General features: G+C 49.8%; 16 protein-coding genes. 13 read left to right on the plus strand and 3 right to left on the minus strand.

Features of this window, described 5'->3' with window-relative positions; translation table 11 throughout:
- The first annotated feature begins 71 nt into the window (after nucleotides 1–71).
- The 3 genes from xerD to recJ are packed head-to-tail and all read left to right on the plus strand — an operon-like array spanning nucleotide 72 to nucleotide 3489.
- A complete protein-coding gene (gene xerD / locus V7P87_RS03755; RefSeq protein ID WP_333796230.1) occupies nucleotides 72–1004 on the plus strand; it encodes a site-specific tyrosine recombinase XerD in 933 nt (310 codons plus the stop codon).
- A gap of 31 nt (nucleotides 1005–1035) precedes the next feature.
- A complete protein-coding gene (gene dsbC, locus V7P87_RS03760) occupies nucleotides 1036–1752 on the plus strand; it encodes a bifunctional protein-disulfide isomerase/oxidoreductase DsbC (RefSeq protein ID WP_333796231.1) in 717 nt (238 codons plus the stop codon).
- A 9-nt stretch (nucleotides 1753–1761) separates the two neighbouring features.
- Nucleotides 1762–3489, plus strand: a complete 1728-nt coding sequence (gene recJ / locus V7P87_RS03765) for a single-stranded-DNA-specific exonuclease RecJ (protein ID WP_442967924.1) — start codon at nucleotides 1762–1764, stop codon at nucleotides 3487–3489.
- Between the two features lie 96 nt (nucleotides 3490–3585).
- Here recJ and V7P87_RS03770 read toward each other — a convergent pair whose 3' ends face one another.
- On the minus strand, nucleotides 3586–4956 hold the full coding sequence (locus V7P87_RS03770; RefSeq protein ID WP_333796233.1) for a S8 family peptidase: 1371 nt from the start codon (nucleotides 4954–4956) through the stop codon (nucleotides 3586–3588).
- Between the two features lie 394 nt (nucleotides 4957–5350).
- On the opposite strand from V7P87_RS03770, the gene prfB reads away from it, so the two are divergent.
- From prfB to V7P87_RS03820, 10 genes are all read left to right on the plus strand, one after another.
- Nucleotides 5351–6449 (plus strand): peptide chain release factor 2 gene (prfB, locus tag V7P87_RS03775; RefSeq protein WP_296295780.1). Its coding sequence is split into 2 segments (ribosomal slippage): nucleotides 5351–5425 and nucleotides 5427–6449, totalling 1098 coding nucleotides; the frame shifts between segments, so codons are not numbered across the junction.
- 25 nt (nucleotides 6450–6474) lie between these two features.
- The gene (gene lysS / locus V7P87_RS03780; protein ID WP_296295782.1) at nucleotides 6475–8001 is read left to right on the plus strand and encodes a lysine--tRNA ligase; all 1527 of its coding nucleotides are present in this window, start codon (nucleotides 6475–6477) and stop codon (nucleotides 7999–8001) included.
- Between the two features lie 207 nt (nucleotides 8002–8208).
- On the plus strand, nucleotides 8209–8391 hold the full coding sequence (locus tag V7P87_RS03785; protein WP_333796234.1) for a DUF6435 family protein: 183 nt from the start codon (nucleotides 8209–8211) through the stop codon (nucleotides 8389–8391).
- A 183-nt stretch (nucleotides 8392–8574) separates the two neighbouring features.
- The gene (locus V7P87_RS03790; protein ID WP_333796235.1) at nucleotides 8575–9261 is read left to right on the plus strand and encodes a TorF family putative porin; all 687 of its coding nucleotides are present in this window, start codon (nucleotides 8575–8577) and stop codon (nucleotides 9259–9261) included.
- A 35-nt stretch (nucleotides 9262–9296) separates the two neighbouring features.
- Nucleotides 9297–11411, plus strand: coding sequence for a methyl-accepting chemotaxis protein (locus V7P87_RS03795; protein ID WP_333796236.1), 2115 nt, complete (start codon nucleotides 9297–9299; stop codon nucleotides 11409–11411).
- A 10-nt stretch (nucleotides 11412–11421) separates the two neighbouring features.
- A complete protein-coding gene (locus tag V7P87_RS03800; RefSeq protein ID WP_333796237.1) occupies nucleotides 11422–12192 on the plus strand; it encodes a substrate-binding periplasmic protein in 771 nt (256 codons plus the stop codon).
- Between the two features lie 169 nt (nucleotides 12193–12361).
- Complete coding sequence (locus V7P87_RS03805; protein ID WP_333796238.1) at nucleotides 12362–14665, plus strand: catecholate siderophore receptor Fiu; 2304 nt, start codon at nucleotides 12362–12364, stop codon at nucleotides 14663–14665.
- A gap of 157 nt (nucleotides 14666–14822) precedes the next feature.
- Nucleotides 14823–15503: a Fe2+-dependent dioxygenase gene (locus V7P87_RS03810; protein ID WP_333796239.1), complete on the plus strand. Its 681-nt coding sequence runs from the start codon at nucleotides 14823–14825 to the stop codon at nucleotides 15501–15503.
- 213 nt (nucleotides 15504–15716) lie between these two features.
- Entirely contained in the window at nucleotides 15717–16595 is an 879-nt protein-coding gene (locus V7P87_RS03815) for an ABC transporter ATP-binding protein (RefSeq protein WP_333796240.1), read from the plus strand.
- Between the two features lie 10 nt (nucleotides 16596–16605).
- Nucleotides 16606–20163 carry an ABC transporter permease/M1 family aminopeptidase gene (locus tag V7P87_RS03820; RefSeq protein ID WP_333796241.1) on the plus strand — a complete coding sequence of 1186 codons (3558 nt, stop codon included), beginning with the start codon at nucleotides 16606–16608 and terminating at the stop codon, nucleotides 20161–20163.
- A gap of 108 nt (nucleotides 20164–20271) precedes the next feature.
- Here V7P87_RS03820 and V7P87_RS03825 read toward each other — a convergent pair whose 3' ends face one another.
- Both V7P87_RS03825 and V7P87_RS03830 read right to left on the minus strand, forming a co-directional pair.
- Nucleotides 20272–20763, minus strand: a complete 492-nt coding sequence (locus tag V7P87_RS03825) for a CreA family protein (protein WP_333796242.1) — start codon at nucleotides 20761–20763, stop codon at nucleotides 20272–20274.
- Between the two features lie 48 nt (nucleotides 20764–20811).
- The gene (locus tag V7P87_RS03830; RefSeq protein ID WP_333796243.1) at nucleotides 20812–21915 is read right to left on the minus strand and encodes a DUF2804 domain-containing protein; all 1104 of its coding nucleotides are present in this window, start codon (nucleotides 21913–21915) and stop codon (nucleotides 20812–20814) included.
- Nucleotides 21916–21968: the final 53 nt, after the last annotated feature.

Below are 21968 nucleotides of genomic sequence, written 5' to 3' on the forward strand. Positions count from 1 at the left end.
AGAAGCAGCACCGGAGTTTAACAGAAGCACGGGCCTGCTCAAAGCAAGGCGCAGTGCCTGTCAGAGGTAGTATGAGCACAAAAGCTGTCAAGCCAGAGATAAAAGTTGTATTGCCAGAGGCGACTTTGGCGCTTATTCAGCGCTTTTTAGACCAGTTGTGGCTGGAAAAGGGCGTCAGCGCCCATACGCTGGCGGCTTATGGCACTGACTTGCGCAAATTTGCCGCTTTTGCCGCAACACAGCAGTATCAGTTACCTCAGGTCACAGCCGACGTGCTGAATCATTATCTGGCTTATCGCCATGATCAGGGGTTGCAGGCCCGCAGCACAGCCAGGGCGCTCAGTAGTTTGCGGCGTTTTTATCAGTGGTTGCATCAGCTGCAGTTGTGTGTGGAAAACCCGGTGGCCTTGCTGCTGAATCCAAAAATTGGTGTCAGTTTGCCCAAATCTTTATCCGAAGCCGATGTGGATGCCTTATTGACAGCACCTGATGTCAATGATGTGATCCAGTTTCGTGACAAAGTGATGCTCGAAGTGTTGTATGCTGCCGGACTCAGGGTCAGTGAACTTTGCAGTTTAACCATGCAGCAGCTGAATTTACGCCAGGGCGTGATCCGGGTGCTGGGTAAAGGCAGTAAAGAGCGACTGGTGCCGATTGGGGAAGTGGCCGCTGAATGGCTGCAGCGTTATCTGCAGCAGGGGCGGGCTTTATTGTTGCAGCAACAGTCGGATGTGTTGTTTCCAAGCAACAGAGGCTGCCAAATGACCAGGCAGACCTTTTGGCACCGGATAAAATTTTATGCGCAGCTGGCGGGGATCAGCGCACCTTTGTCACCACATACACTCAGACATGCCTTTGCCACCCACTTGTTGAACCACGGGGCGGATTTGCGGGTCGTACAGATGTTGTTAGGGCACAGTGATTTATCCACCACCCAAATTTATACCCATGTAGCGCAAACACGTTTGCAAAAGATCCACCAACAACATCATCCGCGGGGTTGATGTTATGTATGAAAAAAACGGGAATTACAGCATGAAAATGATGGTCGCGGGCCTGATGATGGCAATGGTAACGGCGCAGGCTGTTGCAGTACCGGCAAAACTGCCACAGGGGTCAGAATTGCACACTGCACTGGCGGCTTTGGGGCTGAAAGTGAATTCGGTGGCCGATTCTGTGGTGCCTGGTGTACAGCAGGTGCTTACCGACAAAGGGTTATTTTTTGCCGCCAATAATGGTCAGTTTTTGATTGAAGGCAATATTTACGATTTAAAAAACAAGCAGTTAGTAAACGACTCTATACTGCAGGGGGTTCGGAAAGCCGGCGTCAGCAAGTTAAAAGATTCCAGCATTGAATTTAAATCCAAAAACGAAAAATACGTGGTGACTGTGTTTACCGACACCAGCTGTGGTTATTGCCGCAAGTTGCATAACGAAATGCAAACTTATCTGGATAAAGGCATTACAGTGCGTTACCTGGCCTTCCCACGGGGTGGTGTACCAAGCGAAACCTACAGCGAACTGCAGTCGATTTGGTGTGCTGATGATAAACAACAGGCAATGAATCAGGCCAAAGCCGGCCGTAAAATTGCGCCGGCCCAGTGCAGCAACAATGTGGCGGAACAGTATGAAACAGGTCAGAGTTTTGGTATTAGCGGCACTCCAGCCATTGTATTGCCGGACGGCACCCTGATCCCGGGTTATCAGCCGGCAGAAGCGCTGGTGGCCACCCTGGCAAATCTGGCGAAATAAGTTCACTGCATGACATATAGCCCGAAAAAACTCCAGGTCCGCCCGGTGCAAACCGAGGCGGCCTTTCAGTTGCCGGTACATCCGGTATTACAACGGGTGTATGCCCACCGCGGTATTGCTTTGCCGGAACAACTGCAACGTTCGGCCGCCCATTTATTGCCTTATCAGCAACTGAAAGGCATTGATAAGGCGGCTGCCTTATTGGTCGAAGCCCTGGCAAAACAGCAAAAAATTGTGATTGTTGGTGACTTTGACGCCGACGGTGCCACCAGTACCGCTGTGCTGCTGGCCGGTTTAAAAGCCTTTGGGTTTTTAAATGTGCAGTCGCTGGTGCCCAACAGGTTTGCTTTTGGATATGGGTTGTCGCCGCAAATGGCAGCGTTGGCAGTAGCCGAAGGCGCACAGCTGATCATCACGGTTGATAATGGTATCTCGGCCATTGAAGGGGTGGCGGTTGCCAAACAAGCCGGGGTCAAAGTGCTGGTGACCGATCACCATCTGGCGGGCAGTGAACTGCCGGCCGCCGATGCTATTGTGAATCCAAACCAGCCCGGTTGCAGCTTTGCCAGTAAAGCGCTGGCCGGTGTGGGTGTGGCTTTTTATCTGCTGCTGGCGCTTCGGGCCGCCCTGCGCGACCAGGGGTATTTTGCCTTTATGCCAGAGCCCAATCTGGCGGAACTTCTGGATTTAGTGGCACTTGGCACTGTGGCCGACGTGGTGCCGCTGGATAGTAACAACCGTATTCTGGTGCATCAGGGGTTGCAACGTATCAGGGCCGGCAAGGTACGCCCCGGCATTCAGGCACTGATTGATGTCGCCAACCGCAAAGCCAGTAAACTGACAGCCCAGGATTTTGGTTTTGCGCTGGCGCCCAGATTAAACGCCGCCGGCAGGCTGGATGATATGTCGTTGGGTATTGCCTGTTTATTGTCACCTGACATCAACAATGCCAGGCGGTTAGCTGCAGAGCTGGACAGCCTGAATTTATCGCGCCGTGAAATAGAACAGGGCATGCAGGCCGAAGCTTTGGCGTTTTTGCAACGGTTGTCGTTTAAAGACAGCGAGTTGCCGGATTGTTTGTGTTTGTACCAGAGCGACTGGCATCAGGGCGTCATTGGTATTCTGGCCGGGCGGGTGAAAGAGTTATACCACAGGCCGGTGATTGCTTTTGCCAAAGGTGATGATGGTGAATTAAAAGGCTCAGCCCGCTCTATTCACGGCGTGCATATCCGTGATTTGCTGGAAGAAATCTCGACTTTGCATCCCGGGCTGATCAAAAAGTTTGGTGGCCACGCCATGGCAGCCGGCTTAACCATTGCCGAACAGATGTTGGAGACTTTTGTACAAGCGCTCAATCAGGTGGCAAAAAAATACCTGACGCCCGAGTTATTAACTGCGGTGATTTATACCGACGGTGAGCTTGCAGCAGAGCACTTAACCACTGATATCGCTGAATTGCTGCAACAAGCCGGCCCCTGGGGACAGGCTTTTCCTGAGCCGGTATTTGAAGGGCGTTTTAAACTGGTGCAACAAAGGTTGTTATCGGAAAAACACTTAAAAATGGTGTTGCAGGCCAGCGACGGCAAGCTGGTGGATGCCATCTGGTTTAATGCCGACAATAAAAGCTGGCCCAATACCAGTGTGCGGCAGGTCCAGCTGGCTTATCAGCTGGATATCAACGACTTTCGCGATCAGCAAAATCTGCAGTTGCTGGTGCGGCAAATGGTGGCGCTTTAAGCTGTTGTTGTTTTGCCAGGTTAATGCAGCTTGTGTTTGCTTAACCACAATAAAAAGGCCAGAAGTTCTGGCCTTTTTGCTTATTCAAACCCGCCGTTAATAACCACTCACATCAAGCCGGCCGTTACTGCTGACCTTGCCGTTACAGGATGCTGTAGGTAGCGCCTGCGCCAAAATGCCGTTTTTCACCTGGGTATGGCTGGCGGCCGGATTCAGCGCTTTGTATAAAGCTGCGGCGCCCGATACATGAGGTGTGGCCATTGATGTGCCGCTGTAACTGGCATAACCGGAGATCACTTTGCCTTTGGACGATTTAGGCACAGTCGACATCACAGCCGAGCCGGGTGCACAAATATCCACTGTGGTTTTGCCGTAGCTTGAGAACGAACTCATGGCGCCCGTGCTGGTAATAGAAGCCACAGCAATCAGGTTGTTATTCGGGTATTCTGCCGGATAACAGCTTGAACCGCTGTCGCAGTTGTAAGCATCATTACCTGCTGCAGCAATAAACAACATACCGGCATTATCGGCCCGGCCTATGGCGTCCTGCAGTGCCTGTGAAAAACCGCCGCCGCCCCAGCTGTTACTGGTGGCAATCATATTGAGGTTATGGCGGGTTTTCATATCTGTCATATAGTCCACGGCTTTCACCGCATTGGCCGTGGTACCGCCCCGGCTGCCAAGGAATTTGGCGTTAAAGAGTTTGACGCTCCAGCACACGCCTGCCACCCCTTTGCCATTACCACCGACACCGCCGATAGTACCGGCGACATGGGTGCCATGGTCATCACCGGCACCGTCAAATACCGAGTTGTCATTGCCGGCAAAGTCCCAGCCATAGACATCGTCGACATAACCATTGCCGTCATTGTCGATGCCGTCGCCGGCAATTTCCCCCGGGTTAGTGCCGGCATTGGCGGCTAAGTCTTCGTGGTTATACATATAACCTTCGTCAATGATACCAACCCAGACATCACCACAGGCGGTATTGCCGCCGGCCCATTGTTCAGCGGCCTGTGAACCATACTGATTGGCCGGACTGCTGCCGTCGCCATACATGCCCCATAAACCGCCATTGGTGTAATAGGTGTCATTGCTGGTGGCAGCATGGTTGTAAATCCAGTTTGGCTCAACAAAAGCAACGGCCTCATCGGCGCTCAGCGCTGCAATAGCTTGTTGCAATGACTTGCCTTGGGGTAGGCGCACCAGTTCTAAGTCCCCTTGCTTGTCCCGGCGCTGATGTGCAGCCACTAATACTTCGGCTGGTGTTGCCGCTATTTTGCCAAGCGCCCGCTGTTTGGCATTGGCACCGGCGCCCGCTTTATATTGGATCAGTAGCTCCTGAGCAACATGGGCTTTACCGGCCTGCAGTGCAGCCAGCACTTTTTCTGAATGTTCTGAGCTGAAAGCGGCAGGTGCGGCGCAGGCAAAAATAACAGCAAGACTAAGTTTGTGATAACGGGGCATAACAAGTTCCTCTGGTTTTAAAGCGAATGGGTTATTCACACGAATAAGACGCTGCCATCACCGGACGAACCCTGTTGTTACTACCGCCGCTCGATGTAAGTCGTCAGAATATTGTATAAATTTGTAACTAATCCTGTTTAAATTAGTAAAACACTTTGCTCTGTGCAAGGAGGTCAGGCTGCGGCAGGCACTGGTAAAACCAGCACGGCAAAAAGCAGCCATCTTGCAATTTATCAGGCTGGAATGCTGAAACCCGGAAAATGACGACGCTTGAGTCTGAAGGCTGATGACAAAGCAGCTGTGCTTTTGCATATGGTTGCACAGGAAATGGCTGCACCCGCTGCTGAAATTTTGCTACAATTGCCGCCTTATTTTTGAGGCGTATTTAAAAATCATGTTTGAAGTCAATCCAGTTTATAACAGTATCAAAGACTTAACTGAACGCACTAATGTGCTTCGGGGGTATCTTTGACTACGATGCCAAAAAAGAAAAATTAGAAGAAGTGTCCCGCGAGCTGGAAGATTCAGCGGTGTGGAACAATCCGGAAAAAGCCCAGGCGCTGGGTAAAGAACGTTCAGCGCTGGAACAAATTGTTGGCACTATCGATAAACTCGATCAGGGTTTGGAAGATGTGGCGGGTTTAGTTGAGCTGGCGGTTGAAGCCGAAGACGAAGACACCTTTGTTGAAGCTCAGGCGGAACTGGCTGATTTGGCGGCTCAACTGGCTAAACTGGAATTTCGCCGTATGTTCTCCGGCAAACATGACGCCAGCGACTGTTATCTGGACATTCAGTCTGGCTCAGGTGGTACTGAAGCGCAGGATTGGGCCAGCATGCTGATGCGGATGTATTTACGCTGGGGTGAAGCCAAAGGTTTTAATCCGGAAATTTACGAAGTGACAGATGGTGACGTTGCCGGTATTAAAGGCTGTACCATCAAGTTCAGCGGCGAATACGCTTATGGTTGGTTACGCACTGAAACCGGTGTACACCGTTTAGTGCGTAAAAGCCCCTTTGACTCGGGCAACCGCCGCCACACCTCTTTTGCCTCGGTCTTTGTGTCGCCGGAAATTGACGACGATATCGAAATTGAAATTAACCCGGCTGATTTACGTATTGATACCTACCGTGCTTCAGGTGCCGGTGGTCAGCACGTTAACAGAACCGACTCTGCGGTGCGTATTACCCACTTACCGACCAATATAGTGGTGCAGTGTCAGAACGACCGTTCGCAGCACAAAAACCGTGACAATGCTTATAAACAACTGCGCGCCAAGTTGTATGAGTTTGAGTTGCAAAAACAAAATGCCGAAAAGCAAGCGCTGGAAGATACCAAATCGGATATCGGCTGGGGCAGTCAGATCCGCTCTTATGTGCTGGACGACTCGCGGATCAAAGACTTGCGTACCGGTGTCGAAACCCGTAATACCCAGTCGGTATTAGATGGTGACCTCGACAAATTTATTGAAGCCAGCCTTAAAGCCGGTTTGTAATTTTCGCTTAAATCAGGAACTTATCATGTCAGAACAAAATACGCCTATTGAAGAACATCATGACGTCAACAAACTGATTGCCGAGCGAAAACATAAGCTGGCGGCGTTGCGTGAACAGGGCAACCCTTTCCCGAATGATTTCCGTCGTGATGCCACTTCTGATCAGATCATGGCGCAGTACGAACATCTGAGCAAAGAAGAGCTGGAAGAAAAGAAAATCCGCGTGACAGTGGCTGGCCGTATGATGCTGCGCCGGGTGATGGGTAAAGCCAGTTTTGCCACTATTCAGGATGTCGGCGGTAAGGTGCAGCTGTATGTTGCCCGCGACAGTCTGCCGGAGAACGTTTACAACGAAGGTTTTAAAAAGTGGGACTTAGGCGACATTATCGGTGGTAGTGGTGTGTTGTTTAAAACCCAGACCGGCGAGCTCACGGTATGGCTGGATGAAATCCGCTTACTGACCAAAGCACTGCGTCCGCTGCCGGACAAATTCCACGGTTTAACGGACCAGGAAGCTTGTTACCGTCAGCGTTATTTAGATTTGATTGTGAACGAGCAGTCGCGCAAAACCTTTTTGATCCGTTCAAAAACTGTGGCTTATATTCGTCAGTTTTTTAACAGCAAAGGCTTTTTAGAAGTGGAAACCCCAATGCTGCAAGGCATTCCGGGTGGTGCTTCAGCCCGTCCTTTTGAAACACACCACAATGCGCTGGATATGCAGATGTTCCTGCGGATTGCCCCTGAGCTGTATTTAAAACGGTTAGTGGTTGGTGGTTTTGAAAAAGTATTTGAGTTAAACCGTAACTTCCGTAACGAAGGTGTATCCACCCGCCATAACCCAGAATTCACCATGCTGGAGTTCTACTGGGCTTATGCCGATTATAACGACCTGATGGATATCACTGAAGAGTTGTTCCGTGGTCTGGCGCAATCCGTGCTTGGCACCACCGAAGTGAAGTATCAGGGTAATGTGTTTGATTTTGGTAAACCTTTTGCGCGCATGTCAGTGACTGAATCTATTCTGCACTACAACCCACAAGTAAAACTGGAGCAACTCACCACCCGTGAGGCTGTGGCAGAACTAGCCAAATCTTTAGGCATTGAAGTCAAAGCCAACTATGGTCACGGCCGTATTCTGATGGAAGTGTTTGATGAGCTGGTAGAAACCAAGCTGCAACAACCGACTTTTATTACTGAATATCCTGCTGAAATTTCACCTTTGGCCCGTCGCAACGACCACAATCCGGAAATTACCGACCGCTTTGAATTTTTTATTGGCGGCCGTGAATTAGGCAATGGTTTTAGCGAATTAAACGACGCTGAAGATCAGGCAGAACGTTTCCACGAGCAGGTACGGCAAAAAGCGGCGGGTGATGATGAAGCTATGTTCTATGACGAAGACTTTGTCACAGCACTGGAACACGGTTTACCACCAACTGCAGGTCAGGGTATTGGTATTGACCGCCTGGTGATGTTGCTGGCTGATGCACCAAGTATCCGTGACGTCATTCTGTTCCCGCATATGCGTCACACTGACAAACACGGCAGCTAACACTGCTGTAACTTAAAAAACCGGCTTGATGCCGGTTTTTTTATGCCCTTTGTCTGAACAACGGCATAAAAAACCATAAAAAGACGGGTGACGCTGTGTAAATGTGTTGCAGCTGATTTGCTCTGCGCCGGATATATTTGACAAAAAACTGGCTGTTTTGCGGGCACAATCCGTAGTGTGATAAAACCACAGTCCACGGAGATTCTGATGTTTGACTGGTTAAAACCTGATCCTGTTAAAAAATTACGTCGTCAATACGACGCCAAACTTGAACAAGCCATATTGGCACAACGCAGCGGTAACCTGCGTTTGTTTGCCGATCTTACTGCTGAGAGCGAAGCACTCTGGCTGCAACTGGAAGCACTGATGACACAGAGGAAATCAAAATAACAGTATTATTTTGTAGGTAATTCAGAAACTTACTCTGCAAAAATTTTTAGTTTACTTTATTGTTTTGCGGCAATTGTTGACCTCAGCTGCTATACCCTTAAGCAGGAGAACTGTTTTTATGCACTGCCAAAAACAAGGTTGTTTTTTGGGCAGTGTTCGCTGCAAGTTCCTTTTGAGGTCACCATGCAAAAAGTTGTTTTATGTTGTTGCTGCGTTTTATTGGCTGCTCCCTGCAGCGCTGATGTCAGCTCCACCGTCGTTCTTACCAGTAACTACTTATTTAACGGCATTACCCTGACCAATCATGATCCGGCCTTACAGCCCAGTCTGGACTGGAGCAGCGGTGATGGCTGGTACGCCGGGCTTTGGGCGTCCAATGTGAAGTTTTCACCCGGCACGGAGCTGGAGTTTGATGCGACCATTGGTTACTGGACTGAACTCAGCCCCGACTGGGTGCTGGATGTTGGAGTGGCACAATACACTTATCACGGCAGTGAAAGCGCCAATAGCGAAGCCTTTAACTTTCCTGAGGCTTATCTGAAGCTGTCTTATAAAAACACCAAATTAGGTTATTGGTATGCGTCGGATTATTTTGGCGCCGGTGGCGGTCATTATATTGTGGCCTTGTTTCAAACCATCCCTTTGCACGAAAACGGCAGTTTATTGCTCACCGCCGACCGTTCCACTTCTACCCAAACCGATAAATTTATGCGGGACACTGACGGTACCTATCATCATTGGCGTATCGCTTATCTTGCCAGCTGGCAGGGGCTGAACTGGACTCTGGCTTTTGATGACACAGACTATTCGTTGCCTTTTTATGGTGACGCCAAAGTGTCTTTGGCTGTGGCAAAAACCTTTTCCTGGTAAGTGGATAAATAATGCAGTTTTCAGCAGGGGTTCTTATGCAAGTTGATTCGTTACGTTTTAAGTTAACATCCGGAGTGGCTCTTTTTATTGCCATCAGTATTGGCGTGATGACGGCCGTCGGATGGTATTCGATGAGCCGCAACAATGCCTCGGCCGTGGCCTTGCTCAGTAGTTCAATGCAAAAACAGGCCGAACAAACCCTGACGGACGCTGCAACAGGTATTGCTTTTGAAACTGCTGCTTTAATTAACCGCAATTTTGATCTCGCCAAATATTACGCTGCCATTTTAAGTGCCACTGCGCATGGCGGCAGTCAGGCACCTTATCAGCGTGAACAGGTACAGGCGATGGCCGGGCAGTTGTTAGCAGCCAATACCGGTGTCAGTGCTTTGTATGGCCAGTTTGAACCCAATGGTTATGACAATGCCGATAGTAATTTTGGGTTGGCGCAAACACATAGCTCGGCCAAAGGCACACTGGAAGTGTATTGGGTGCGTGAGCAAGACGGTGTCAAGTTTGTGCAGGTACCTGATCCTTCAGTGAAATATATTGAAACCAAAAACAAACACGGCATTCGCGAAGCCGAGTGGTATCTGTGTAGCCGTGATCAGAAAAAACCTTGTCTGATGGAACCCTATTTATGGGAAATCACCCCGGGTAATTCAGTGTTATTAACCTCTCTGGTGTATCCTGTGGTCACTGCCGGTGAGTTTCGGGGGGTGTCGGGTGTAGATATGAATTTACCTGTGTTGCAAACCCTGCTGCAGCAACAGGCGTCGCAGCTGTATGGCGGCAAAGCAAAACTCTATCTGGTCAGTAAATTTGGTTTGTTGCTGGCGAGTAACAGTTATCCCGACAAACTAGGGCAGCCGCTCGCTGAACTGGATGCGGGTTTAAGTCAGCATCTGGCGGCAAACAGCGGCAAATTATCGGTCTATCAGCAGGATTTTGTGATTAGCCGCAAATTGCAGGTTGCAGCGGCAGAAGCCGACTGGCAGGTAGTGGTTGCAGTGCCGAAAGACGTTGCTTTGAGTGTGGCCAATCAGCTGTCGGAACAACTGGCGACAGACGCAGCAGCCACCACCAGCCGGATGATGCTGCTTGGTGTATTGCTGCTGGTCGGTTTTGTGCTGTTAACCTCGGTTTGGCTGAAGTCAGCCACTCAGCCCATAGTGAATATGAGTCAGCTGATGAAAGAGTTGGCGGGCTCGGAAGGGGATTTAACCCGGCAGCTGGCGGTCAGTAAAGATGTGGAACTGCGCGATATGGCGCAAGGTTTTAATGCTTTTACTGCCAAACTCAGGGATATGATCCTGGCGTTAAAACAATCCTCTGTTGCATTGCAGCAACAATGTCAGCAACTGGTTGGCTTGTCTGGTCAAACCAACCAGGCTACCAAGTTGCAGGCATCTGAAGTACAGAATGTAGCATCCGCCATGCATCAGATGACAGCCACAGCCCATGAAGTGGCCAGTTTAGCCGGACGTACCGCTGAAGGAGCACAAAGTTCGCTGGCAGCTTTAACTCAGGCTAATCAGTTATTCCAGAATACAGTTGGCGCTTTTAAAACTGTGGCGGGTGAGTTTGAACAAACTCGGTTGGCAGTGGAAACCGTGTCACACAGCAGCCAGCAAATTAACGGCATTATTGAAGTGATCCAGGCCATTGCCGAACAAACCAACTTATTGGCGCTGAACGCCGCAATTGAAGCGGCGCGCGCCGGTGACCAGGGACGTGGTTTTGCCGTGGTAGCCGACGAAGTGCGCTCGCTGGCGGCACGGACCCACAGTTCCACCGATGAAATTAAAAAGCTGATTTATGGTCTGCAGCAGCAGGTTGCAAACACAGTGAGTCAAATCACCGCCAATACCGGCAAAGTCAGTACTACCTTAGTGGAAGCGGAAAGCTCTTACGAGCAGCTCTCCAGCGCCACTGCCGGTATTTCAGCTATTGCCGACAATGCGTTTCAGGTGGCGGCTGCGGCTGAGCAGCAAAATCAGGTTAGTGAAGAAATTAACCGTAATATTACCGCTATTGATGATGCAACCCGAGCGCTCAGCGCTTTGTCCGGTGATAACCTTGCAATCAGCCAGGCGATCGATCAGATCACTGCCGCTATTGATCAACAATTAGCCAAGTTGCGCAGTTGAGGTGTCGCCGATGAAATGGCTGTGGTGCTGTTTGTTGTCGTTGTTTTTGCAGGCTGCCCCCGCAGCGTCCGCTCCTGCAGCTGCCACGACAGCGTCTGCGCCTGCCGCAACACCGGTGATCAAACTGACCAGTCTCGACTGGCCGCCTTATACCGGCGCTGATTTACCAGAACAGGGTGAGGTGACCTTATTTTTGCGCACCTTATTCGGCGAGCTTGGTTATCCGTTGCAGGTTGATTTTTTGCCCTGGCCTCTGGCTGTCGCCAAGGTGCATAGCGGCAAAGAAGGGCACCTGGGTTATTTTCCGGAATACCAGCTGACCAGTCCGGATTATCTGCAAACTGTGGCTATTGGCTACAGTGAGATTGGTTTGGTGGAGCGGCGCGACAATCCTTTGTTATTAACGGATGCGCACCAGCTGGCCGGGCTGCGTTTTGGCGTGGTGCAGGACTATCTGAATATGGTGAAACTGGATGCGCTGATAGCCGCCGGTGAGTTAAAGCCGCAGATCAGTCAGAGTGACAGAGCCAATGTATTAAAAGTGCTGCGAGGCGAGTTGGATGCCGCTGTCATTGACAACAGAGTGCTGCAATATTTGTTGCAACACGACAAAGACATTCAGCAGGGGGCCCTCAAACTGCAATTCAGTCAAAGCCTGAAAGAGCATAAAAGCTTGCATCTGGTGCTAAAAAACACACCTCAAAACGTTGAATTAATTAAAAAAATAAATCAGAAAATCCGTCAGCACAAAACCCGCTTTTTAACACCCAGCCTGAAATAACAGCAACGAAGCATCAGCCAACACCGCAGCAGTATTACTGCGGTATTGTTTTTTGCGAAAGTTACAAATGAAAATCATTTGCAAATGCGAATGATTATCGATAGTATGCCGGCAGTTTTTGCAGCCACAACAAGCTGCCTCACTACATCTGTTGATTAAGGGAAAATCCATGGCATACATTCAGGCAAAAAAACATCCGACCGGCGCCCGTTCAGCTATTGCGTCAGCCTTATTACTGGCGTTACCGGCCGTTGCGCTGGCAGACAACACCACGCCGGCATCAGCGCAGCAAAGCGGCAAGTTACAACAAGTGACAGTAACAGCCGATGCCATTGAAGCAGAATTTATTGCAGAAAAAGCCAGTTCGCCAAAACAAACCCAGAAGTTAGTTGATACCCCACAAACCATAGTGGTTGTGAAAAAAGAGCTGTTTAAACAACAGGCTGCCACCACTTTAAGCGACACCTTACGCAATACCCCCGGCATTACCATGCTGATGGGTGAAAACGGCAATACCGCCACAGGTGACTCCATTTTTATGCGGGGTTTTGACACTCAGGGGAATATTTATGTCGATGGCATCCGTGATTTAGGCAGTATCAGCCGCGATGTGTTTAATACCGATCAGGTAGAAATCGCCAAAGGCCCGGCCGGTGTGGACAACGGCCGCAGTACGTCCTCCGGTTATGTCAATATGGGCTCGAAAGTGGCAGGGCTGGAAGATTTTATCAGCGGCAGTGCTGTGGTGGGGTCTGGCTCACACAAAAGGGTAACGGCAGATATAAATCAGAGCCTGAATATTGAAAACGCCGCCATCCGGGTGAATCTGCTGCGCCAGGACAGTGGCGTACCCAATCGTGATCTGGTGGAAAACAACAGCACTGGTATCGCCACGTCGCTGGCCTTTGGTTTAAATAGCAAAACCCGCACCACACTGAATCTTTTGCATATGCAACAAGACAATATTCAGGACGGTGGTTTGCCAACGGCCGGTCTGGCAGGTTTTTACAGCAGCAGTTATGTGGCGGCTTTCCCGCAAAATAACGGCCCGGCCATAACGCCCGTGGATCGCAGCAACTTTTATGGCAGTAAAAGTGACTTTGACCATGTATTGGCCAATATGCTGACACTGCGGGTTGAGCATGATTTTAGTGACAATGTGACTTTAACCAATACGTCGCGTTATGGTGTATCCACCCAGGATTACGAACTGACAGGGGTGAACGCGCTTGCGTTCCCGGCCGCCACTAAAAACGACCCTGCCACCTGGACAGTAGCGCGTTCACGTCAGGGCAAAGATCAGAAGAACCAGATTTTAATTAACCAGTCGAATCTGACGGCAAAATTTACCCTCGCTGGTGTCCAACATACGCTGGCGTCCGGTGTGGAATTTAGCTACGAAAGCCAGCTCAATTACACTAAAGCCATGCCAACTGGTACCACTCAGGTTGCGGCTAACCTTTACAATCCTTCGACATCTGATCTATTTGCGCCGCTGGTACTGACAGGTGCCAAAGCTGAAGGCTCCAGTGACACTGCCGCCATTTATGCGCTGGATACGATTGATATTGCCCCGCAATGGCAACTGAGCGCCGGGGTGCGGGCTGAGCATTACAGCACCACTACAGATAACATTAGTATTCAGGGCACTACTACACCCCAAACTATTCCGGTTGGAACTAAAGTAGGCAGCCACGAGCGGGCTTCGGATAATCTGCTCAGTTATAAAGTGGGGGTGAATTACAAACCCACAGCAGAGGGTTCGGTGTATTTAAGTTATGCCACCTCACAGTTACCACCGGGCGGCACCAGTTTCCAGCTCAGTAACTCTGCCACCAATCAGAACAACCCGGCGCTGGAACCGCAAAAAGGCACCAACCTGGAGTTGGGTACCAAATGGAACCTGTTAAACCAGAAGTTATTTGCCACGGCGGCGCTGTTTGAAAGTGTGAATAAAAACGAGCTGGTGCGCGATGATGTAAACACTTATCTCCCTGTAGGGGAAAAAACGGTGAAAGGCGCCGAATTTGGTTTGGTGGGCATGCCACTGGATAACCTGGAACTCAGTGCCGGTTTAGCTTTGCTGGATCCAAAAATTACCCGCGGTTCGTTATACAGCGCATCACCCACCCAGGGCGCTGTTATCCAGTGGACACCAAAAACCACCTTTACCTTATGGGCCAATTACAAGCTGGAAAAATTAAGCTTTGGTGGGGGCGCCCGTTATATGGACTCAGTTGCACGGTCAAATAGCACCAATATCAACCCGGCCACTGCTTCAGTGGTGACAGTGCCGGATTATTGGGTGATGGACGCCATGGCTTCTTACGAGCTGAACCCAACAGTCACGGTACAACTGAACCTGTATAACCTGCTGGATGAAGAATATATCGGCAGCCTGAATAACGGCGGTTCGCGTTACCATCAGGGCACTCCACGTTCAGCCAAACTGGGGGTCAACGTTTCATTCTAACCCTGGCAAGGTGTTGTGGGCTTGGATTCAAATGAGAATAAGTCTCAACATTGCGCCAAATCAGATTTGTTGTGACAGGCCTTAGTTAAACTAAGGCCTTTGTTATTCCGGCTGGCTGCGAAAGTTGTGCCGGGAAGGGAAAAGGGGAGTTCGGTTGATGATGTTGCATATAGAAGCCTTGCTGGATAAAAACGAAGTTGCCCGGATGCGGCAGCTTTTGGCAGAAGCCAGCTGGAGTGATGGTCGTGCCACTGTTGGCCCGCAGGGCGCCAGAGTGAAACAAAACCGCCAGTTGCCGGTGGATAGCCCGCTGGCACTGCAACTGGGTGAGTTTATTTTGCAAAAGTTGTATCAGCATCCGCAATTTTTAGCGGCGGCATTACCCCATCGTACTGTGCCCCCTCTGTTTAACAGTTATGCCGGCGGTGAACATTATGGTTTGCATGTGGATGGGGCTATTCGCCGTTTACCGGGCAGTGGTTTAAGTTTAAGGACGGATCTGTCCAGCACCTTGTTTTTGTCTGAACCTGACGAATATGACGGCGGGGAGCTGCAGGTGATGGACACTTATGGCGCCCATGAAGTGAAATTGCCCGCAGGCGATTTAATTTTATATCCGTCAACCAGTTTGCATCAGGTGTTGCCGGTGACCCGCGGTGAGCGTATCTGCAGTTTTTTCTGGACCCAAAGCCTGGTGAAAAACGATATACAGCGTTCCATGTTATTTGAACTGGATGGCCATATTCAGGCGCTGCGCGCCCAAATAGGTGATACGGCTGAAGTGCTGGGTTTAACCGGGCATTATCATAATTTATTGCGTCAGTGGAGTGAGTTGTAACCAGGCGCCAGTGTTTGTGCGCTGGTGCTGAAGCTGCAGAACCTGGTGCTGACGTGCGCCGCCCCAGCTCTGCCGCAAAGGGCAGCCCTTTCTGAGCGCTGCAGCTGTTGTAACTTTATTAAAACTTGACACAATTTGTAAACAATTTCGCTTGGCAGCTTTATGACGGCTCTGGCATGCTCTTGGCTATTTATCAAACAGCCAGGAAGAAGCATGTTAAACATCAAGCAGTTATCCAAAACCTATGACAATGGCGTCAAAGCCCTGTCCGACGTCACTTTAGCTATTCCCAAAGGTATGTATGGTTTGTTAGGCCCCAATGGGGCCGGCAAGTCCAGTCTGATGCGCACTATCGCCACTTTACAGGCTGCCGATAGCGGCAGTATTGAGTTTGATGGGATTAACGTGCTGCAAGACCCAAAGGCGCTGCGTCGTACTCTGGGTTATCTGCCGCAGGATTTTCAGGTGTATCCACGCATCAGCGCTGTCGATCTGCTTGATCATCTGGCGGTGCTCAAAGGTCTGAATGATAAAAAATCCCGCACTGAAACCGTTCTGGCGTTATTGGCGCATGTAAATTTGTATCAGCATAAAGACAAGGCCGTTAGTAGTTTTTCCGGTGGTATGCGCCAGCGTTTTGGCATTGCCCAGGCATTATTGGGTGACCCTAAGTTGCTGATTGTTGACGAGCCTACCGCAGGTTTGGATCCGGAAGAGCGCAACAGATTTCATAACCTGCTGGTCAGCCTGGGTGAAGAAAAAGTCATTATTTTATCTACCCACATAGTGGACGATGTGGCCGAGCTTTGTCCGCAAATGGCGGTGTTGGCTGGTGGCAAAATTTTATTGCAGGGTGAACCACTGAAACTGGTGGATGCACTGCAAGGCCAAATCTGGAGCAAAACAGTATCACAGGCAGAAGCAGTAGAGCTTGAACAACAACTGCCGGTTATTTCCAAAAGGTTATTTGCCGGCCGCACTGTGCTGAACGTCTTTGCCAGCGATGCTCCTCAGGGTTTTACCGCCACAGCCGCCGGACTTGAGGATGTGTATTTCTCCACCTTGTTCCGCTCCCGTCAGCAACAAGCTTGAGGAATAGATGATGCTCTGGCAAATGATCCGTTTTGAATGGCGTTATTACCTGCGCCAACCGTCTTTTTATGTCACTTCGTTGTTGTTTTTCCTGATGACCTTTTTTGCCGCCTCCTCTGAGTCGGTGCAAATTGGTGGTGGTGGTGAAGTCTGGGGCAATGGCCCTTTTGCCGTGGCGCAAACCATGCTGGTGATGTCGCTTTTTGCCATGTTTGTGGTGGTGAACTTTATCGGTAACAGTGCCACCCGGAATCACAGCTGTCAGATGGAAGAGCTGATTTATTCCAAACCACTGACGCCATGGCAATATCAGCTGGGCCGTTTTATCGGTGCTTATGCTGTGGTGCTGTTGGTATTTGCTTTTGTGCCGCTCGGTACTTTAGTGGGGTCATTAATGCCCTGGGTGGATCAGGAACGTTTTGGTCCGACAGTGCTCAGTTATTACACCAACACTTTTTTGATGTTTTCCATGCCAACACTTTTTGTGTTGTCCGCGCTGTTTTTTGCCATCGCCAATAAATACCGCTCCATGATGGCGTTGTATCTGGTGGTGGTGGCGGTATTTATGCTGTACCTCATCTCCGGCAATTTTACCCGCGAGCCAGAGTACCGCACCCTGGCAGCTTTGCTGGATCCTTTTGGCCTGCGTACCTTTGCCGATGTGGCCAGATACTGGACCATTGATGAAAAAAATAACCAGATGCTAACCTTCTCCGGTGTGGTCCTTTACAACAGGCTGATTTGGCTAAGTGTAGGTGTGTTGGTGCTGCTGGTCTTTGGCGGTTTGTTCAGCGAGTTAAAACTCAGCGGCAAAGGCAAAGAAAAAAAGGCAAAACAGGGTGCGGCCGTGCCGGAATATCCGTTGTCGGCGCTGCAAACCAAAGCTCAGGCCCCTTCGGTCTGGCAACAATTCTGGTTACGTACCCGTTTTGAGATGCGTCAGGTGTTGTTGAGTGCTCCATTTATCATTCTGGGTTTGCTGTGCATTTTTAACCTGGTGGTGCCAATGGTGGAGTCCGAAGGTTTGTACGGCACACCAGACTGGCCGCTGACCCAGGCGATGGTGGCTATGATAGTGGACGCCACTGGCCTGCTGTTTATCATTATTGCCACTTATTATTGTGCCGAAGTGGTGTGGCGTGAGCGCAGCGCCGGTATTGGTGATATTACCGACAGCTTGCCGGTGGCCAATATGGTGTATTTCAGCTCCAAATTGCTGGCGGTCTGGTTGTTAATGGCGGTGCTGTTTGTTGCTTTTGCGCTGACCACTGTCAGTTATCAGTTGCTCAGTGGTATGACAGAGCTGGATCCGGTGCAATATGCGGTGCGGCTTGGTTATTTTAATCTGCTGCCCTTTATGATGCTGGTGGTGCTGGCCTTTATGATCCAGACGCTGAGCCCGAACAAATACGTCGGGATGCTGGTGTTTGTGGTTTATTTTATCTCCACTCTGGTGATGGATGCCTGGGGCTTCAGCCACAAAATGTTCCAGTTTGGCCAATCGCCAAATGCGCCTTTTTCCGACTTAAACCGCTTCGGCTGGACGCTGGAAAGCCACAGCTGGTACATGTTGTACTGGGGCGCTCTGGTGCTGGTGTTTTTTGTGTTGGGTTATGGTTTTTATCAGCGTGGTCCGGCGCAAAGTCTGAAACACCGTGCCGCTTTGTTCCGTTACCAGGTTGGGACTCAGGGCCTGGCTGTGATGGCCGTGGCGCTGTTGTTATTTGCCGGAAGTGGCAGCTGGATTTATTACAACACCCGCGTGCTGAATACCTTTATGACGGCCGAACAGCGGATGGACATTCAGGCTGATTATGAAAAGAACTTTAAGCAGTATGCTGACGACCCTATTCTGGTAGCCACTGCGGTTAAAGCCGAGGTTGATATTTATCCGGGCGAGCGGAAAATTAAAGCCCGTGTTACCCAAAAAATGCGCAACAAATTTGACCGGCCGCTTGCCAAAATGCTGGTACATGTGCCGGAAAATACCCGCGAGCTGCGCCTGACAGTGGCGGGCGGCAGCCTCAGTGAGATTGACCGCAAATATAATATTGCCTGGCTGACTTTTGCGAAGCCGTTGCCCCCTGGTGCGCAAACCGAGGTGCAGATTGAACTGCTGCGTTCTAATCCGGGTTTTAAAGACAGTGACGTCGATGTGCTGCTGGTTGAAAACGGCACCTTTATTAACAACAGTGAGTTATTGCCGCAGTTTGGTTATCAGCGTGGTTACGAGCTGCAGGAGCGGCATGAACGGGCCAAGCGGGATTTAGCACCGGTGGAACGTGCGCATAAACTCGAAGATCAAAGCAGATACAGTGAAAGTGGTTTTGGCCGTGCTGAAGATTTTATTCAGTTTGAAACCATAGTTTCAACCTCAGCCGATCAAATTGCGATAGCTCCGGGTTATCTGCAAAAAGAATGGCAGGAGGGAGAGCGGCGCTATTTCCATTATCAGATGGATAAGCCGATGTTTAATTTTTATTCTTTCCTGTCAGCAAGGCTGGAGGTGAAAAAAGAGCTGTATCAGGGAGTAGCGCTGGAAGTGTATTACCACCAAGCCCACCACTGGAACGTAGACCGGATGATGGAATCGATGCGCGACTCGCTGGATTATTTTAACCAGGCTTTTGGTCCTTACCAACACAAGCAAATGCGCATTATCGAGTTCCCTGGATACCGGCGTTTTGCCCAGTCTTTTGCCAATACAGTGCCTTATTCTGAGGAAATAGGTTTTATTGCCGATTTACGCAATAAAGACGAGCTGGATATGCCTTATTACGTGACTGCCCATGAAATGGCGCATCAATGGTGGGGCCATCAGGTGGGGACCGCCAATGTGCAGGGCAGTGCGGTGATCCCGGAAACGCTGGCGCAATACAGTGCACTGCGGGTGATGGAAACCAAATATGGTTCGGTCAAATTACGTAAATTCTTAAAATACGAACTGGACCGTTACCTGCGCGACCGCGGCTCAGAACGTATTGAAGAAATGCCGCTGCTGCGTGCGGAAAATCAGGGGTATATTCATTACCGTAAAGGTTCACTGGTGATGATGGCGCTGAAAAACCGCCTGGGAGCGCCAGTGCTCGATGCCAAACTGCGGGCCTTTTTGCAGCAATACCAGTATCAGCAAAATCCTTACCCAACCACTTTGGATTTAGTACGTTATTTAAAAGCTGATTTACCGGCCGCTGAACAGGCTTTTATTGATGATTTGTTTGTCAATATCACACTGTATGATCTGCGGTTAAAAGATATTCAGCAGCAAACTTTGCCGGATGGGCAGTTAAAAGTGACACTGACCATTGATGCCGCCAAGCTGACCGCTGATGGCAAAGGTAAAGAAAGTCCGCAACAGCTTCTGGAGATGGTTGATATTGGTTTTTACACCGAAGATCCGGATGACTTTAGTAAAGAGCCAGAGCAGCTGTATTTTGAGGCGCATCAGCTCAAATCCGGCAGCAATCAGCTTGAGCTGACAGTGCCAAAAGGGGCTGTTTATGTGGCGGTAGATCCGTTACTGAAGCTGATTGACCGGGATGCAGCGGATAATATCCGCAAGTTGTAAGGCATTGACGCTACATCCATAAAGATAAAACCCGCCGGTTGGCGGGTTTTTGTTTTGGCTTCGTATAAAAGTTCGGGCTGGTTTTGCTGTGACCAGATGTTGTGAGGGTTATTTTGGCGTTGGCGTTGTGGCCGCTTCCAGCTCCTGCCAGGCTTTGCTGCCCCAGAGTGGCACTGTGGTTAACGAATGTTTATCACTGCCGGCGGTTTCTTTGGTTGAATAAGATAAATACACCAGGGTTCTGTTGTCTTTATCAAAAATGCGGCGGATTTTCAGGTGTTTAAACAAAATACTTTTGGAGGCGCTAAAAATTACTTCACCTGATTTGGAAGTATCTATGCTATCCAGCATGGCTTTGGTGATTTCACCGGTCTGGCGACAGGCAATCGACATATCCGATGGGTCGGCTAAATCCAGATTGGCTTCAACATGGCTGATATGACAAGTCACGCCCGGAATGTCTGGGTCGTTAAAGGTTTGAATTTTAATATCTTTTGTGGTGAATAAGCCCAGGCTGACATCACCAACTTCTTTGGGGGAACAGCCCAATAACAGGCTTGATGCCAACACCAGTGCGGCTGTGGTGAATACCTTTTTCATAAAAAACTCCTTGTGATCAACATAAAAAAGTCCGGGGTCGGGCACAGGTTACCATTTGGCATAATGGTCTTCGGCCAGGCCAAGGCATTGTTGCAATTGCAGTTTGCGGCCATCAGCCAGCATGATGTTCCCCTGATAATAACCTACATATTGTCTGAAATTGCTGGTCAGCAAAGCGGCCTGCACTTTTTCCTGGCGGCAATACAAGGGCTGAAATTCAAGTTCTACTTCCCCACATAAGGTGTGTAATTGCCAGTTTTGCTTTGGCTGTTGCCGCTTTAACTGAAACTGCACCGGGCTTAAATGCTGAATTTTGCCCTGATACCAGAGTGCATTTTCACAAAGTCCGGTTTCGTTGACACCATTGGCCAGATTCAGCCCAAAAGGCACATTTTGCAACAAGGTATTGATAGAGGCCCAGCGCCAGTTGGTACGGCGACGCATAAAACCGGCGGAAAAATCGTAACCGCCCCGGGCGACACTCAGGTCAAATTGTCGCTCACCCAATTTCAGCTGACCTGTCACCGCCAAAGCGTTGTTTTTTTCAGTGTAGGTCAGGCCCTGATAACCGGTGGGGGCACAAAGTGCCAGTGGCCGTTGTTGCTGGCGTTCAAGCTGAAGGTTGGCTTGCAGCTCGCCACACTCTAGCTCCAGCAGCCAGCTGTGGTTATCAAGGTCAAAGTGCCAGCGGGTTTTGCCCCAATGTAACTGCGCCCGGCCTGAGGTGGGGGATTGACTCATCTGACAGCCCAGCTGCAAGGGCAGCAACAGACCTTTTTCTACTGTTGTTGCATCCTGCTGATATAAATAAGCAAAACCAGAACTGGCATAACGGATATCAGCAATAGCCACCGCCAACAGCCAGTTGGGGCCGGTTACAGACACAAACTGAAACTGTTTAAACTGAAAATGCCGGGCAAGTTGGCTCGCTTTACCATCCAGTACAGTGCGGTAGTCAACATCAGTAAAATTAAGCCTTGGCACAGAGCCATCAAATAAACCATAAACCGCATCACCGTCTTGCTGAATAAGCCGCGCTGGCGCTGGGGTCAGATTGGGTTGATAACGGCTTGGCATGACGGGCTCTAATTGATAAAAATAATTGTTTTTATAACAGTTTTTACCATTGAGACCAAGTAAGATTAGCGGCATTCAGCATTGCTGGCAGCCTCAGTTATAAAGGCGAGCTAAACAGACCCGACAAA

This window comes from Rheinheimera sp., assembly GCF_036782235.1.
Lineage (GTDB): Bacteria > Pseudomonadota > Gammaproteobacteria > Enterobacterales > Alteromonadaceae > Pararheinheimera.